Source organism: Actinokineospora fastidiosa, from assembly GCF_014648415.1.
In the GTDB taxonomy this organism is placed as follows: Bacteria; Actinomycetota; Actinomycetes; order Mycobacteriales; family Pseudonocardiaceae; genus Actinokineospora; species Actinokineospora fastidiosa.
Window position 1 is genome coordinate 750,100 of record NZ_BMRB01000001.1, and the last position, 14,301, is coordinate 764,400.

14 protein-coding genes are annotated in these 14,301 nt (G+C 72.5%); 7 read left to right on the forward strand and 7 right to left on the reverse strand.

What is annotated here, in order from left to right; genetic code table 11:
• The first annotated feature begins 271 nt into the window (after window positions 1–271).
• Both IEY98_RS03455 and dnaN read left to right on the forward strand, forming a co-directional pair.
• Window positions 272–1,504 carry an MFS transporter gene (locus tag IEY98_RS03455; RefSeq protein WP_189208798.1) on the forward strand — a complete coding sequence of 411 codons (1,233 nt, stop codon included), beginning with the start codon at window positions 272–274 and terminating at the stop codon, window positions 1,502–1,504.
• Between the two features lie 82 nt (window positions 1,505–1,586).
• Window positions 1,587–2,681, forward strand: coding sequence for a DNA polymerase III subunit beta (gene dnaN / locus IEY98_RS03460; protein WP_189208799.1), 1,095 nt, complete (start codon window positions 1,587–1,589; stop codon window positions 2,679–2,681).
• A 799-nt stretch (window positions 2,682–3,480) separates the two neighbouring features.
• Here dnaN and IEY98_RS03465 read toward each other — a convergent pair.
• Together IEY98_RS03465 and IEY98_RS03470 are read right to left on the reverse strand one after the other, a co-directional pair.
• Window positions 3,481–4,272, reverse strand: a complete 792-nt coding sequence (locus IEY98_RS03465; protein WP_189208800.1) for an MBL fold metallo-hydrolase — start codon at window positions 4,270–4,272, stop codon at window positions 3,481–3,483.
• On the reverse strand, window positions 4,269–5,063 hold the full coding sequence (locus IEY98_RS03470) for an NUDIX hydrolase (protein ID WP_189210028.1): 795 nt from the start codon (window positions 5,061–5,063) through the stop codon (window positions 4,269–4,271). The genes IEY98_RS03465 and IEY98_RS03470 overlap by 4 nt, the downstream gene beginning before the upstream one ends.
• 615 nt (window positions 5,064–5,678) lie before the next feature.
• Here IEY98_RS03470 and IEY98_RS33520 point away from each other — a divergent pair.
• Entirely contained in the window at window positions 5,679–6,539 is an 861-nt protein-coding gene (locus IEY98_RS33520) for a Gfo/Idh/MocA family protein (protein ID WP_189210029.1), read from the forward strand.
• Here the strand turns inward: IEY98_RS33520 and IEY98_RS03480 are convergent.
• From IEY98_RS03480 to sp36, 4 genes are read right to left on the reverse strand one after another with little or no spacing between them, the layout of a single operon-like run.
• Window positions 6,536–7,504 (reverse strand): hypothetical protein, encoded by a 969-nt coding sequence (locus IEY98_RS03480; RefSeq protein WP_189208801.1) that lies wholly within the window; start codon window positions 7,502–7,504, stop codon window positions 6,536–6,538. The genes IEY98_RS33520 and IEY98_RS03480 overlap by 4 nt on opposite strands.
• Before the next feature lie 56 nt (window positions 7,505–7,560).
• A complete protein-coding gene (locus IEY98_RS03485; RefSeq protein ID WP_189208802.1) occupies window positions 7,561–8,148 on the reverse strand; it encodes a hypothetical protein in 588 nt (195 codons plus the stop codon).
• Entirely contained in the window at window positions 8,145–8,600 is a 456-nt protein-coding gene (locus tag IEY98_RS03490) for a RidA family protein (protein WP_189208803.1), read from the reverse strand. Before IEY98_RS03490 ends, IEY98_RS03485 begins: the two co-directional genes overlap by 4 nt.
• A gap of 1 nt (window position 8,601) precedes the next feature.
• Complete coding sequence (gene sp36 / locus IEY98_RS03495) at window positions 8,602–8,760, reverse strand: Sp36 family protein (protein WP_189208804.1); 159 nt, start codon at window positions 8,758–8,760, stop codon at window positions 8,602–8,604.
• Window positions 8,761–8,809: 49 nt separating this feature from the next.
• Between sp36 and IEY98_RS03500 the strand changes: the two genes are divergently transcribed.
• The 3 genes from IEY98_RS03500 to bagB are packed head-to-tail and all read left to right on the forward strand — an operon-like array spanning window position 8,810 to window position 11,226.
• Window positions 8,810–9,058: a hypothetical protein gene (locus IEY98_RS03500; protein WP_189208805.1), complete on the forward strand. Its 249-nt coding sequence runs from the start codon at window positions 8,810–8,812 to the stop codon at window positions 9,056–9,058.
• A 45-nt stretch (window positions 9,059–9,103) separates the two neighbouring features.
• Entirely contained in the window at window positions 9,104–10,108 is a 1,005-nt protein-coding gene (bagA, locus tag IEY98_RS03505) for an ATPase BagA (RefSeq protein WP_189208806.1), read from the forward strand.
• Complete coding sequence (bagB, locus tag IEY98_RS03510) at window positions 10,105–11,226, forward strand: ATPase BagB (protein ID WP_189208807.1); 1,122 nt, start codon at window positions 10,105–10,107, stop codon at window positions 11,224–11,226. Before bagA ends, bagB begins: the two co-directional genes overlap by 4 nt.
• Here bagB and IEY98_RS03515 read toward each other — a convergent pair.
• Window positions 11,212–11,526, reverse strand: a complete 315-nt coding sequence (locus IEY98_RS03515) for a WhiB family transcriptional regulator (RefSeq protein ID WP_189208808.1) — start codon at window positions 11,524–11,526, stop codon at window positions 11,212–11,214. The genes bagB and IEY98_RS03515 overlap by 15 nt on opposite strands.
• A gap of 237 nt (window positions 11,527–11,763) precedes the next feature.
• On the opposite strand from IEY98_RS03515, the gene IEY98_RS03520 reads away from it, so the two are divergent.
• Window positions 11,764–14,286, forward strand: a complete 2,523-nt coding sequence (locus tag IEY98_RS03520) for a transglycosylase domain-containing protein (RefSeq protein ID WP_189208809.1) — start codon at window positions 11,764–11,766, stop codon at window positions 14,284–14,286.
• Window positions 14,287–14,301: the final 15 nt, after the last annotated feature.

Sequence of the window (14,301 nt, forward strand, 5' to 3'; positions counted from 1 at the left end):
CCTCCGGCCGCAGGCCCCGACCCGTTCGCCGGAGGGAGTCTCTTCAGTTGCGTTGGGCCACTCGCGGGTGACACGGAAACCATCGCACGGCACCCCACCTGCTTAACAAGCCCATTCACCCTCAAGGACTCGCTTCCCCAGGGTTCGTTGCGCGGGTTCACCGCGATTGCCGCATTCCGTTATCCGATCGAGACATACCACCGCGGCCGGTGGTTGAAACCACCCCGGTAATTACTGGTACGGACGTACCAGTCCCGGCATACTGGTACGCATGTCCCACTCCGCCGGTCTGGCCGACTACCGCGCTGCGCTCACCACCCCGGGCGCGCGCGGTCCGGTGCTGGCCTCCCTCGTGGGCAGGCTGCCGATCGCCATGGTGGGCCTGTCCCTGCTGCTGTACGTCCAGGACTCGACCGGGTCGTTCGCCACCGCGGGCATGGTCTCGGCGGGCACGCTCGTCGGCGTCGCCATCGGGTCCGTCGCCCAGGGCAGGCTGATGGACCGCGTCGGGCCGTCGCGCCCGCTGCTCGGCACGGTCGGGCTGTTCGCCCTGTTCGTGACGCTGGGCATCACCGCCGTCGAGCAGGCGGCGGCGACCTGGCTGCTGGTGGTGCTGGGCTTCGCCATCGGGTCGACCGAGCCGATGATCGGCTCCGCGTCGCGGGCGATGTGGACCCGGCTGGTCCCGCCCGGCCCGGTGCGCACGGCGGCGTACTCCTATGAGGCGATCAGCATGGAGGTCTTCTTCATCGTCGGCCCGGCGCTGTCCGGCGTGCTGGTGGCCGCGCCGTGGGCGGGCACCGGCGTGGTCCTCGGGGCGGCGTTCATGATCCTGGGCGGGGTGGCCTTCGCGCTCATGCCGACGATCCGGTCGTACCGTCCCCCGGTGCGGGCAGGCGGCGGCAGCCTGCTCGGCCCGCTGGCGTCGCCGGGGATGAAGACCGTGGCGCTCGCCGCGGCCGGGTTCGGCGTCACCATCGGGTTCGTCGAGGTCGCGGTGCCCGCGGCGGCGACGCAGGCGGGCAGCCCGCCCATGGGCGGGGTGCTGCTGGGCGTCTGGTCGGTGAGCTCGGTGCTGTTCGGCGTGTACTACGGGACGCGGCCATGGCCCCGCCCGCTGCACCTGCGGATACCGGTGCTGCTGGCCGGGTTCGCCCTGCTCCTGACGCTGCTGGCCATCCCGACGTCGCTGGTCTGGCTGGCGATCGCGCTGCTGGTCGCGGGCACGCTGGTCACGCCGCAGGCGACCGCGCACTCGGCGGCGCTGGAGCAGGTGGCCCCGCCGGGGACCATCACCGAGGCGTTCGGCTGGGTCATCACGGCGGTCACGCTGGGCCTGGCCCTCGGCCAGTCGGTCAGCGGCCAGCTGGTGGAGCACGTCGGCGTGTGGTCGGCGTACCTGGCGGCGGCGGGCGCGGGCCTGCTGATCGCGTTCGCGGTGTACCTGCGTCGGCACACGGTCCTCGCCGGTGTCCCCACCCAGCCGGTGCCCGCCCTCGTCTAGGGCTTGTCCACAGAATGTGGATAACTCCCAGACCTGTGGATAACTTTCTCGGGCTGTCGGCGGCCGGGGCTAATTTCGTGGCATGGACCTCAGCGCATCCACAGCCACCCTGGCCGCCGCCGCGGCCGACATCGTCCGCCTCGTCCCGGCCCGCTACACCGACCCGCTCCTCAGCGGCCTCCTGCTGACAGCGGGCCGGGACGGCGTCGTCCTGGCCGCCAGCGACCGGGAACGCACGGCCCGGGTGTCCTGCGACGCCCTCGTGCACACCGACGGCACGGTGCTCGTGCCAGCGAAACCCCTGGCCGAGACGCTGCGCGCGCTGGACGTCGACCGCGTCCGCCTGGTCGTCGAGGGCAGCCGCCTCGCCATCCGAGCCGACGGCGCCCGCTTCGCCCTCCCCCTCCTCGACGCCGCCCTCCACCCCGGCGTCCCCACCCCACCCCCACCCGGCGGCACGGTGTCGGGAGCGAAGCTGTCCACAGCACTGTCCACAGTGTCAGCGACGGCGTCCCGCGACGACACCCTCCCGGTCTTCGCGGGCGTCCGCCTCCGCGCCGAGGACGGCGCCCTCGTCCTGCGCGCCACCGACCGCTACCGCATGGCCATCGCCACCGTCCCCGCGACCGACCTGTCCCCCGACATCGACGTCCTGGTCCCCGCGGGCCTGCTGTCCGAAGTAGCCAAACAAGCCAGCGGTGAGGTCTCCCTGGCCACCGACCCCAACCGCTTCACCCTCTCCTGGGGCAACACCACAGTCACCACAGCGGTACTGGACGGCGTCTTCCTGTCGGAGTCGAGCCTCGTCCTGAACACAGTGGACACCTGGGTCGAAACCGACGCCGACACCCTCCTGGCCGCAGCCCGCCGAGTCGCCCTCTACACGGATGCCCGAGGCGTACTCCAGATCGAGGTAGGCGACCACGAACTCCGCCTCCGCGGCACCGACCCCCAGGCAGGCGAGGCCGAGGAGTCGGTAAAGGCCACAGTGGAGGGAGGCCGAACCAGCCCCGCCGTCCAGTCCCGCTACCTGATCGACGCCCTACGCCCCTACACCGGCACCCGCATCCGCCTCTCCATCCAACCCGGCATGCGCGCCACAGTGATCACGTCGGTGGACGAGCAGGAGGTCCCCATCAAATACCTCATGATGCCGCTCCTTCCACCACGCCAATAAACCCGCGCCGATCCCACCCACCAGCACCAGCCCCTCACGCCCCTCACCTACCGGGCGGTCACCGTGGCGTGGTCGGCCCGCGCCCACACCACCCCCTCACGCCCCCACCTACCGGCCTGGCGAACTCCCCAGCCCACCCGCAACCCACCGAACTCCGGGCCATCGCCAGCCACCGCCTCTCCCCTCCCACCGATCGACCTCACCCCCGCTGCCTGCCCCAGCCCGCTACCGGTCCCACACCTACCCCAGGCCCCGCTCTCGTCCCACACCTCCGCCAGCTGCCCACATACACCACCGCCGGTCCACAACCCACCTGTCCGAACCCATCACCTGCCCACCAACGCCCCACCTATCCACACTCCGCAGCCAGCCCCGCCCACCCAACCCACCCACGCGTTCACGGCCGCCACCCGCCCACCGCCACCTACATCAAGCCCACCGGCTGACATCACCCCACCGAATTCGGCCCGTCAGCCCGTCAGCCCGTCAGCCCGTCAGCCCGTCAGCCCGTCAGCCCGTCAGCCCGTCAGCCCGTCAGCCCGTCAGCCCGTCAGCCCGTCAGCCCGTCAGCCCGTCAGCCCGTCAGCCCGTCAGCGAAGGGAGCCAATCACGACCCCTGCCCCACAACTTCATATCTGGCCGAATCGAGTTCCGAGCTTCTCGGCATCTCGGCTCACCACCCGAAAGCGGCAATCAGCCGCGTTCCCTCAGCCAGCCACCGGCCGAGAAGCGAACTGGGCTGCCGCCCGAGAACTCGGCACGCCCAGGCCTCAGGAAGCCACCGGGCCAGACTTGATCGTCAGGCTGACTCGCGCAAGTACGCGAGTTGGGCGTGGACCGACCACTCGGCTGCCTCCCACAGGGACTGGTCGACGTCGGCGTAGACGACCTCGACTACCTGGCGGGCAGTGGCGTCCGGGCCTAGGTGCGTGAGGGCGGCGCGGATCTGGTCCAAGCGTTGTTCGCGGTGGGCCAGGTACATCGCGGCGGTCGTCGGGAGGTCGGGGAGGTCGGGGCCGTGGCCCGGGAGGACGACCGTCCCGGGCGGGCTGCCCGCGAGCAGGCGCAGGGAGTCCAGGTACTGGCCCAGGTGTCCGTCGGGTGGGGCGATGACCGTCGTGCCCCTGCCGAGCACCGTGTCACCGGTCAGGACGGCTGTCTGGTTCTCGTAAGCGATCGCCAGGCAGATGGAGTCCGCGGTGTGGCCGGGGGTGTGCCGAACCTCCAGGTCCAGGCCTGCCAGCGTCAGGACCTCGCCGTCCCGGAGCGGGCCTTCGCCCGCGCACAGGGCGGGGTCGAAGGCGCGGATCGGGGCGTTGGCGGCTCGGGCCAGCCAGGGGGCGCCTTGGACGTGGTCGTCGTGGTGGTGGGTGATGAGGATCGCCGCCACCTGACCGGCGGCCTCCAGGACGCGGCGCAGGTGGGGTTCGTCCTCGTAGCCGGGGTCGACGACCACGCACTCCGCGGACCCGGGGGCGCGCAGGAGCCACGTGTTGGTGCCGTCGAGGGTCATCGTGCCGGGGTTGTCCTCGAGCAGCACCGAGGCGAACGCGGTCACGGGGCGGACCACGCCGTAGGCGGGATGGGTCATGCCGGGTCCTCGGGCAGGACGACGCGGGTCACGCCGCCGTCGCGGACGATCTTGGGGATGATCTTGCCCAGGGTGCGGTCCGCGGCCATGGCGCTGGCGACCGTCGGGTGCTCGGCCAGGTCGGACAGGGTGACCCAGGTGGGCGGCATCAGGGCGCACTCGCCGTTGCCCCAGTCGGCAAGGGTGTCGGCGGGGCGCTGCCAGTGGGCGTGGTCGGCCTCGGTGGTCTCCCCGTCGGCGCGCTGGCCCTCGGGGAGGGCGGCGAGGAAGAAGCGGGTGTCGTAGCGGCGCGGCTCCTCGGCCGGGGTGACCCAGTTCGCCCACGGCCGCAGCAGGTCGGCCCGCAACACGAGTCCCGCGTCGGCGAGGAACCCCGCGAACGACACCTCGCGGGCGACCAACGCCGCCCGCGCCTCGTGGTACGGCCTGGCATCGGCCACCACACTGCCCGCGTCCGTCCCGGCGAGGAGAACACCGGACTCCTCGAACGTCTCGCGCACCGCCGCGCACACCAACGCACGCGCGAGCGCGGGCGAGCACCCGAACCGGTGCGCCCACCAGTCCGGGTCGGGCCCGTGCCACGCCACCGACGCGTCCACGTCCCGCTGGTCGACGCCGCCGCCGGGGAACACCGTCATGCCCCCGGCGAAGGCCATCCCGACCACCCGACGCTGCAGGAAGACCTCCAGCCCCTCGGCGGTGTCGCGCACCAACATCACGGTCGCCGCATCCCGAGGCACAGCAGGCGGCTCGGGCGGCGTCGGCGGCACGAAACCCTCGGGCAGCACCATCTCCGCAGGTAGCTCACGCACACCCCGACCCTATACGCGCCCGCCCACCACGAGGACCAGCAGGCGCAAGCCACCGACACCCACGCTGGCGCCAGCCCCTTGGCTGACGGCGAGGCAAGGGGTGGTGGCCCGGCGAGGGTGGTGAGGCGACAGTGGCCGTGAGGGCGGCGACCCAAACGACGGTGGTGGCCCGGCGAGGGCGGCCAGCGACAGCGGCGGGAAGGGAGCCAGCGGCGGCGGGCGGCGGTTCCGGGCGACGAGGGGGGTGTGGTGGCCCCGGGCAGCGACGGTGCCGCGCGGAACGGCGATCCCCGGGCGGTGGCGGCGGGTGGCGGCGACAGCTGGGTGCCGGTGGCGGGCTGCGGCAGGCGCGGAGGTGGTGGCGGCGCCGGGCGAGGCAGACGGCTGGAAGCGGTGGCCGTGGCGGGCCGGGATCACTCGGCACAGGTGGTTGCGAGGGTGAGGGCGCGGCGATGGGGCGGACCGGCGAAGGTGGTCCGACGAAGGGTACGGGTGGTCCGGCGAGGACGTCGTCGTGCGGGCGGTGGCGGCGAGGGTGTGGGGGCGGAGGGTGGCGGCGGGGCGTTGGGGTTGGTGGGGTTATTTAATGGCCGCATGGTGCGGGTTGGGTTGGTTGGGGCGGGGCCGTGGGCGCGGCGGGTTCATGGGCCGGGGTTGGTTGCGCACCCCCGTGTTGAGTTCGTGGGGGTGTGGGCTCGGCGGCCGGAGGGGGCGGTGGGGTTGGGGAGGGTGTTCGGGGACTTCGGCGAGTTGCTGTCCGAAGTGGATGCTGTGGCGTTCGCGGTGCCGCCGGGGGTGCAGGGTGGGCTTGCCGAGCGGGCGGTGCGGCGGGGGAAGCATGTGTTCTTGGAGAAGCCGGTCGCCAGCGATGTTCCAGGGGCTGAGCGGTTGGCGGGGGTGGTGGGGGATTCGGGGGTTGTGTCGCTCGTGAATCTGGTGCGGCGGTTCGCCCCGGAGACCATCGAGTGGCTTGGTGATCTGCACCGGCTCGGCGGGTGGGCCGGTGGGAATGCGCGGTGGCTGTCCGGCGCGCTGTTGGGTGGTGACTACTCCGGCTCCGCCTGGCGGCAGGAGGGCGGGGCGTTGGCGGACGTCGGGCCGCACGTGTTCGACCTGCTCGACGCCGCGCTCGGGACGGTCGTGGAGGTTCGGGGGGCGCACTTCGTCGAGCCTGATCTGTGGAACGTCGTGCTCGGTCACGACACTGGGGCGACCAGTACGGCCACGTTGTCGATGCGGTTGCCCATGCGGCCCACCATCACCGAGGTGTCGGTGTACGGCGAGCACGGGTACCGCGAGGTGGTCGGACGGGCCACCGACCCGTCCGACTCCTTCGCGATCGCGATGGACCGGTTCGTCGAGCTCATCGAGCGGAACCAGCCCGGGCACGACCTCGACGTGCGCCGGGGACTGCACCTCGCCCGGATCGTCGACGCCGTGTGGAAGGCCGGCTAGGAGCGCTGGTCCGGCGGCTGCAGCGGCACGCCGTTGACCATCGTGTTGGCCTCGTGCCAGTCGAACGGGTGGTTGCCGCCGGACAGGTCGCCCTGCCAGCCCGGCTGGGGCGCGGCGCCGTCGGCCTGCTCGCGGCGGGCGAGTTCCTCCTGCAGTTGGCGCAGCAGGTCCAGCTCGTTGTCGTTGAGCGAGTCCGACGGGCCGGTCTGCGGCGCCTCCTCCATCCAGGACGGGCCCGAGACGGGCTCCGGGTCGGGCTGGGGCGGCGCGGCCGGGGCGGCGGCGGGCTGCGCGGGCGCGGGCGAGCCGGTCGCGGGCGGCAGGGACGCGCGCTCGGCCATCACCTCGGTCGCGTACCGGACGGCGGCGTGGTGGTAGTCGCTGTGGTCGGCGCCCTCGCGGAGCACCTCGACCGACGCGGTCAGGCCCGCGCGGCGCAGCGCGTGCTGCACGCGGTACGCGGTGGCGGGCGCGAACCCGCCGGGACCGACGCCGATCAGCACGACCCGGTGCGGCACCGGGCCGGACACCGCGCCCGCGGGCGTGGTGCGCCAGACGGCCCACACCGCGCGGATGTCGGGCAGGACGTCGAGCACGCGCGCCGCGGCCTCGGCGACGCCGTCCTCGGGGGACACGCCGTCGACCCGGCCCGCGACGAAGCGGTGCCGCAGGGCGGCCGCGGTCTCCGAGACCGGGACGCGCGCGGCCACGGTGGGGTCGCAGTGGGCGGCGACCATCAGGTCGTGCAGTTCGGCCTGCTCGTCCTGGGTGAGCGCGATCGGGCCCGCCACCAGGCAGCCGACGACGAACTCCAGCGCGCGGTCGACCTCGGTGGCCGCGACCAGCTCGCGGGCCTCGGCCAGCGCGTCGTCGTCGAGTCTGCCCGCGAGCACCAGCAGCAGGTCGTGCACCCGGATCGGCAGCGCGGTCTGGGCCGACCCCTTCCCCGCGGTGACCTGTGTCACGGTCGTCCTCCCCTTGCGTCGGGACCAGTTCGGCGGCTGGTCGTGACTTGGCGGGTCTAGTGGTGGGCCAGGGCGATCAGCGGCTCGGACGCGGCCAGCGCCTCGCGGTGGTACTGCGGCACCTCGTGGCCGCGGACCAGCACCTCGACCGCGGGCTCGTCGCTGCCCAGGGCGCGCAGCACCCGCTGCAGCTCCCCGACCAGCCGCACGGGCCCCTCCGTCACGGTGACCAGCACGACGCGGGTGTCGCCGGAGCGGCCGCGGCGCCAGCTGGAGCGAGCCTCGACCACCTCGGGGCGGCCGCGCAGCAGCGCGCCCAGCACGACGGCGAGCGAGTCGCCCCGGCTGACCCATTCGGGTGATTCCGCGGTGAACGTGTAGCCGAGTTCGGGCACGTCGTCGACCCACGGCACGGCGTTGAGCCGCTCCGGGTCGGCCCCGGCGGGCACCAGGACGGCGCCGAGCGCGCGCGACTCCTCGGGGGTGATGCCGACCCGCTCGCGCAGCAGCATCAGCGGCAGCGCGCGGGCGACGGCGTCGACGGCGCCCGCGGCGACCCAGTCGCGCAGGCGCCACAGCTCGCGGTCGTCGATGCGGCCCGCGAAGCGCAGCAGCAGCTCGTGGCAGTCCTCCGCGGTGCTCATGCGACCTCGACGATCAGCTCGACCTCGACCGGCACGCCCAGCGGGAGCTCGGCGACCCCGACGGCCGAGCGGGCGTGCTTGCCGTTCTCGCCGAAGATCTCGGCGAGCACGTCCGACGCGCCGTTGATCACCCCGGGCTGCCCGGTGAACCCCGGCGCGGACGCGACGAACCCGACGACCTTGACCACCCGCACCACGGACTCCAGTCCGACCAGCGCGTCGATGGCGGCCAGGGCGTTGAGCGCGCAGATCCGCGCGAGCCCGGCGGCGTCCTCCGGCGTGACGTCGGCGCCGACCTTGCCGGTGGCGACGACCTTGCCGTCGACGACCGGGACCTGGCCCGCGGTGTAGACGAGGGAGCCGGTGCGCGCGGCGGGCACGTAGGAGCCCGCGGGCGCGGCGACCGACGGTAAGGAGATGCCCAGCTCGGCGAGGCGCTCGCGGATGGCCACGTCAGACCGCCTTCGGCCGCTTGAGGTAGGCGACGTGCTGCTCGCCGGTCGGGTTCGGCAGGACCGTGACCAGCTCCCAGCCGTCCTCGCCCCACTGGTCGAGGATCTGCTTGGTCGCGTGGATCAGCAGCGGGATGGTCGCGTACTCCCATCGAGTCATGCCCGCAGCCTAGGGCAGGCCGGATCACCCGCGGAGCTACGGTGGTCGAATGGAGGGCTGGCGGATCTTCGCGACCGTGCTGCTGGGGGCGGGCGGGCTGCTGCTCGTGCTGGTCACGATGGCGAAGGTCCGCGACCGCGCGCGCCGGTCGGGGCCGGTGGCGATGGCGGGTGCGATCGCCGTCACGATCCTGCTCCTGCTGTGCCTGCTGACCGCGACCGTGCTCGCGCCCGTGGTGGCCTGGGGCGCCGTCGTCGTCGTGTGCACCGCCGCGGCCGCGCTCACGCTCGTAGGGTGAAGCATCACAGGGCGGGACCGACAACCCGGCATTTACCCTGAACAGGTGACCTCTCCCGTCGTCGGCTGGACCGCCGAGATCGCCCGTGCGCGGCTGCACGTGGTCTCCGGCAAGGGCGGGACCGGCAAGACCACCGTGGCCGCCGCCCTCGCCCTGGCCCTGGCGCACGGCGGGCGGAAGGTGCTGCTGGTCGAGGTCGAGGGCCGCCAGGGCATCGCCCAGGTGTTCGACACCCAGCCGCTGCCGTACTCCGAGGAGAAGGTGGCCATCGCCCCTGGCGGGGGCGAGGTTCGCGCGCTGCACATCGACGTCGAGGCGGCGCTGCTGGAGTACCTGTCGATGTTCTACAACCTCGGCTTCGCGGGCCGCACGCTGCGCCGCATGGGGGCGATCGAGTTCGCCACCACGCTGGCGCCCGGCCTGCGCGACGTGCTGCTCACCGGGAAGATCAAGGAGTGCGCGCGGCGCACCGACACCCGGGGCAGGCACGTCTACGACGCGATCGTGGTCGACGCCCCGCCGACCGGGCGGATCGTGAAGTTCCTCGACGTCACCCGGGCCATGGCCGACCTGGCCAAGGTGGGCCCCATCCGCGGCCAGAGCGAGGGCGTCGTGCGGCTGCTGCACTCCGGGGACACCGCCGTCCACCTGGTCACGCTGCTCGAGGAGATGCCGGTGCGGGAGACCGTCGACGCGGTCGGCGAGCTCGACGGCGCCGACCTGCGCCCGGGCGCGATCGTGCTGAACCGGGTCCGCCCGCCGCGGCTGCCCGCCCGCTCGGTCACCCCGGCCGCCGACGGCCGGGTCGACGCGAGCCGGGTGCGCGACGGGCTGGCCGCCGCGGGCCTGGCGCTGGCCGACGACGTGCTGGACGGCCTGGTCGAGGAGACCGTGGAGCACGCCGTGCGGGTGCAGGCCGAGCAGCGGGCGCGCGCGCAGCTTGCCGAGGTGGACCTGCCCGCCGTCGAGCTGCCCGACCTGGTCGACGGCGTGGACACCGCCGCGCTCTACGAGCTGGCCGAGGCCCTGATCGATCAGGGGGTCCGATGACCACTCTCGACATGGACCGGCTGGTCGACGACCCGGCGACGCGGGTGATCGTGTGCTGCGGCTCCGGCGGGGTCGGCAAGACGACCACCGCGGCGGCGATCGCGGTGCGCGCCGCGGAGCGCGGCCGCAAGGCGGTCGTGCTGACCATCGACCCGGCGCGCAGGCTCGCCCAGTCGCTGGGCCTGCGCGAGCTCGACAACACCCCGCGCCAGGTCGAGGTCGACGGGTTCGCCCCGACGGGCGAGCTCAGCGCGATGATGCTCGACATGCGCCGCACCTTCGACGACATGGTGCTGGCGCACGCCGGGCCCGAGCGCGCCCGCGAGGTGCTGGCCAACCCCTTCTACAAGACGATCTCCTCGTCGTTCTCCGGCACGCAGGAGTACATGGCGATGGAGAAGCTGGGCCAGCTCGCCGCGGAGGGCGCCTACGACCTGATCGTGGTCGACACCCCGCCGTCGCGGTCGGCGCTGGACTTCCTCGACGCCCCGCAGCGGCTGTCCACCGCGCTCGACGGGCGCATGATCAAGCTCCTGATGGGTCCGGCCCGCGCGGGCGGGCGCGGCCTGCGCAAGGTGGTCAGCGCCGGGTTCGGCCTGTTCGCCAAGGCCGTGTCCACGGTGGTCGGCGGGCAGCTGCTGGCCGACGCGTCGGCGTTCGTGCAGGCGTTCGACAGCATGTTCGGCGGCTTCCGCGAGCGCGCCCGGCGCACGGCGGAGCTGCTGCGGTCGTCGGGCACGGCGTTCGTGGTGGTGGCCGCGCCGGAGCCGGACGCGCTGCGCGAGGCGAGCTACTTCGTCGAGCGGCTGGCGGCCGAGTCGATGCCGCTGGCCGGTCTGGTCGTCAACCGGACGCACCCGGTGCTGGCCGAGCTGCCCTCGGCGCAGGCGCTGGCCGCCGCGGAGAGCCTGGAGAGCGCGGGCACCGCGCCGCTGGCCGCGGCCGTGCTGCGCCTGCACGCCGACCGCGTTGCCCTCGACCGGCGCGAACGCAGGCTGGTCGCCCGGTTCACCAAGGCCCACCCGTCGGTCGCCCGCGCCGAGGTCCCCGCCATGCCCGCCGACGTGCACGACCTCGACGGGCTGCGGCTGATCGGGGAGCGGCTAGCCGACCTGTAGCTCGCGCGCGGTGTCGTGGCGGCGCGAGTCCTGCCGGGCGCTGTCGAGCAGGTCGCGCCAGGAATCGACCTCGGGCCTGCGGCGCAGCAGCGCGCGGCGCTCCCGCTCGGTCATCCCGCCCCAGACCCCGAACTCGATGCGGTTGTCCAGGGCCTCCGCCAGGCACTCGGTCCGCACCGGGCACGCGACGCAGACCAGCTTGGCCTTGCGCTGCTCGGCGCCTCGGACGAACAGGCCGTCCGGGTCCTCGTCCCGGCACGTCGCGCGGACTCGCCAGTCGACCTGTGCTTCGAGATACATGTATCCCCCACCCCTGTCGTCGTCGCGACCCATCAACCCGATACCCCCCGGTATCAGGTGCTTCCCGCCGGCGCGCAGATACACGGTCCGTCGAAGAAGCGCTGTCGTGAGACGTTGACGGACTCTAGCGACCGTCGGTTCCATCGAGAACACCAGGGCGCATAGACGTTACGCAATGTCAATATCGCGGCCGTGGTGATCAGGTGAGCCAACCGGGTGACGCGTACTCTGGTGCCCGTGCGTGTTGGAGACAGCCTGCTGAAGCTTCTCGGTCTCTGTCTGCTGGCCGGTGTGCTCGTCGCCGGCATGCTCTTCCCCGTGGTGGGGGCGTTGGGGGTGATGTCAAACCGAGCCAGCGACACGATCGACAGCGTGTCCGCCGACCTGGTCGCCACCGATCCGCCGCTGGTCACGCGCGTCACCGACGCGCAGGGCAAGACCATCGCGACCATCTACGACCAGTACCGGCTGCCGGTCACCCCTGACCAGATCTCGCCGACGATGACGGCCGCGCTGGTCGCCATCGAGGACCGGCGGTTCTACGACCACCACGGCGTGGACTGGAAGGGGACCATCCGCGCGGCGATCTCCAACCAGACCGGCGGCGACGTGCAGGGCGCGTCCACCCTCACGCAGCAGTACGTCAAGAACTACCTGATCAACGTCGTCAACCGGAACAACAAGACCGAGCAGAACAAGGCGCAGGAGCAGACCATCGCGCGCAAGCTGCGCGAGGCCCGCATCGCGATCCAGCTCGAGCAGAAGATGTCCAAGGAGGAGATCCTCACCGGATATCTCAACGTCGTCGAGTTCGCCTACGAGGTCTACGGCATCGGCGCGGCGTCCAACGCGTACTTCGGCACCACCCCGGACAAGCTGACCGTCGCGCAGTCGGCGCTGCTGGCGGGCGCGGTGAACAACCCCGTGCTCTACAACCCGTGGCGCAACCCGGCGGGCACGCTGGCCCGGCGCAACCTGGTGCTCGACAAGATGGTCGAGACGCAGAAGCTGTCGCCGGAGGCGGCCGAGGAGGCCAAGAAGGAGCCGCTGGGCATCCTGCCCGAGGTCCGCAAGCCCCCGGCCAACTGCGTCGGCGCGGGCCCGGAGATCGGCTTCTTCTGCCAGTACGTGTGGGTCTACCTGCAGGAGATCGGCTTCACGCCCGACCAGATCACCACCGGCGGCTACACGATCAAGACCACTCTGGACCGCCGCGCGACCGACCTGGCCAAGGCCGCGGCCGAGGCCCAGGTGCCCAAGTCGATCGAGGGCGTGGCCAACACGATGGCCATCGTCCGGCCCGGCAAGGAGCGGCACGAGGTCGTCGCGCTGGTGTCCAACCGGGACTACGGGCTCAACGGCGACAAGGGCCAGACCACCATCCCGTACCCGTACGGCGTGGAGAACAAGTTCGGCGCTGGCTCGGTCTTCAAGACGTTCACCGCCGCGGCGTACCTGGAGGCGGGCGGCGGCATCAACAACGTCATCAAGACGCCCAACCGCTACCAGTCCAGCAAGTTCCTCGGCGGTGGTGAGCGCTGTGGAGCCGCGCCCTACCCCAACACGCGCTACTACTGCCTGGGCAACTACAACGACAAGTACCCGCCGCAGATGACGCTGCAGCAGGCGCTCGCGACCTCGCCGAACACCGGCTTCGTGATCCTCGAGGAGCGCGTCGGCATGGACGCGGTCGTCGAGATGGCCAACCGGCTCGGCCTGCGCAAGACCCTGGCGTCGAACATCCTCGGCAGGACCCCGGACCCCAACGCCGAGAACAAGGACCTGCGGATCAGCCAGTCCCAGTTCTTCAAGCCCTCCGAGCACAACAAGCACGGCAACGCCTCCTTCACGCTCAGCCCCGCCCCGGTGAGCACGCTGGAGCTGGCGAACGTCGCCGCGACGATCATCAGCGGCGGTGTGTGGTGCCCGCCGACGCCGCTGATCGAGGTGCGCGACCGCAACGGCAAGAAGCTCGACTACACCGAGCAGCCGTGCGAGCAGGTCGTCGACGAGAAGCTGGCGAACAGCCTCGCGATCGGCATGAGCCACGACGACGAGGGCAGCGGCACCGCGGCGGGCGCGGCGCGGGCCTTCGGCTGGGACCGGCACTCGATCGGCAAGACCGGCACCACCCAGGCGTTCAAGTCCGCGGCGTTCATCGGGGCCACCCCGCAGCTGGCGGGGGCCGTGGCGACGTTCAACGACAGCCCGAGGCCCGAGGGCATCTGCCTCAACCCGGTGCGCCTGTGCGGGGATGACGGCATCATCACCGGCGGCTCGGTCCCCGCCAGAACGTTTTACCAGTCGATGTCCAAGATCCTGCAGGGCAAGCCGAACCTGCCGCTGCCACCGGCGACCGAGCGGTACCTGGAGGGCGGCCCCGAGGTGAAGGTGCCGAACGTCATCGGCAAGTCCCGGGAAGAGGCCACCGACATCCTGACCAGGGCGGGCTACAAGGTCGTCGCCCAGGACCTCAACTCCGAGCGCAAGCGCGGCACGGTCGTCGGGCAGTCCCCGCGCGGGGCCGCGCTGCCCGGCGAGACGATCACCATCCAGGTGAGCACCGGGTACGTGCCGCCGCCGAGGACCACGGATCCGACCGACGCGCCGCCGTCCGGGCCGAACCCGCCGCCCGGTGACCGCCCGCCGGGCGACCGGCCGCCCGGCGGACCCGGCGACAACCCCGGCGACCCGACCAACCCCGGGGGCCCGCCGGACGACGACGGACCGCCGATCACGATCGGCCCGATCCAGCCGTGAACGGCGAACGGGCGG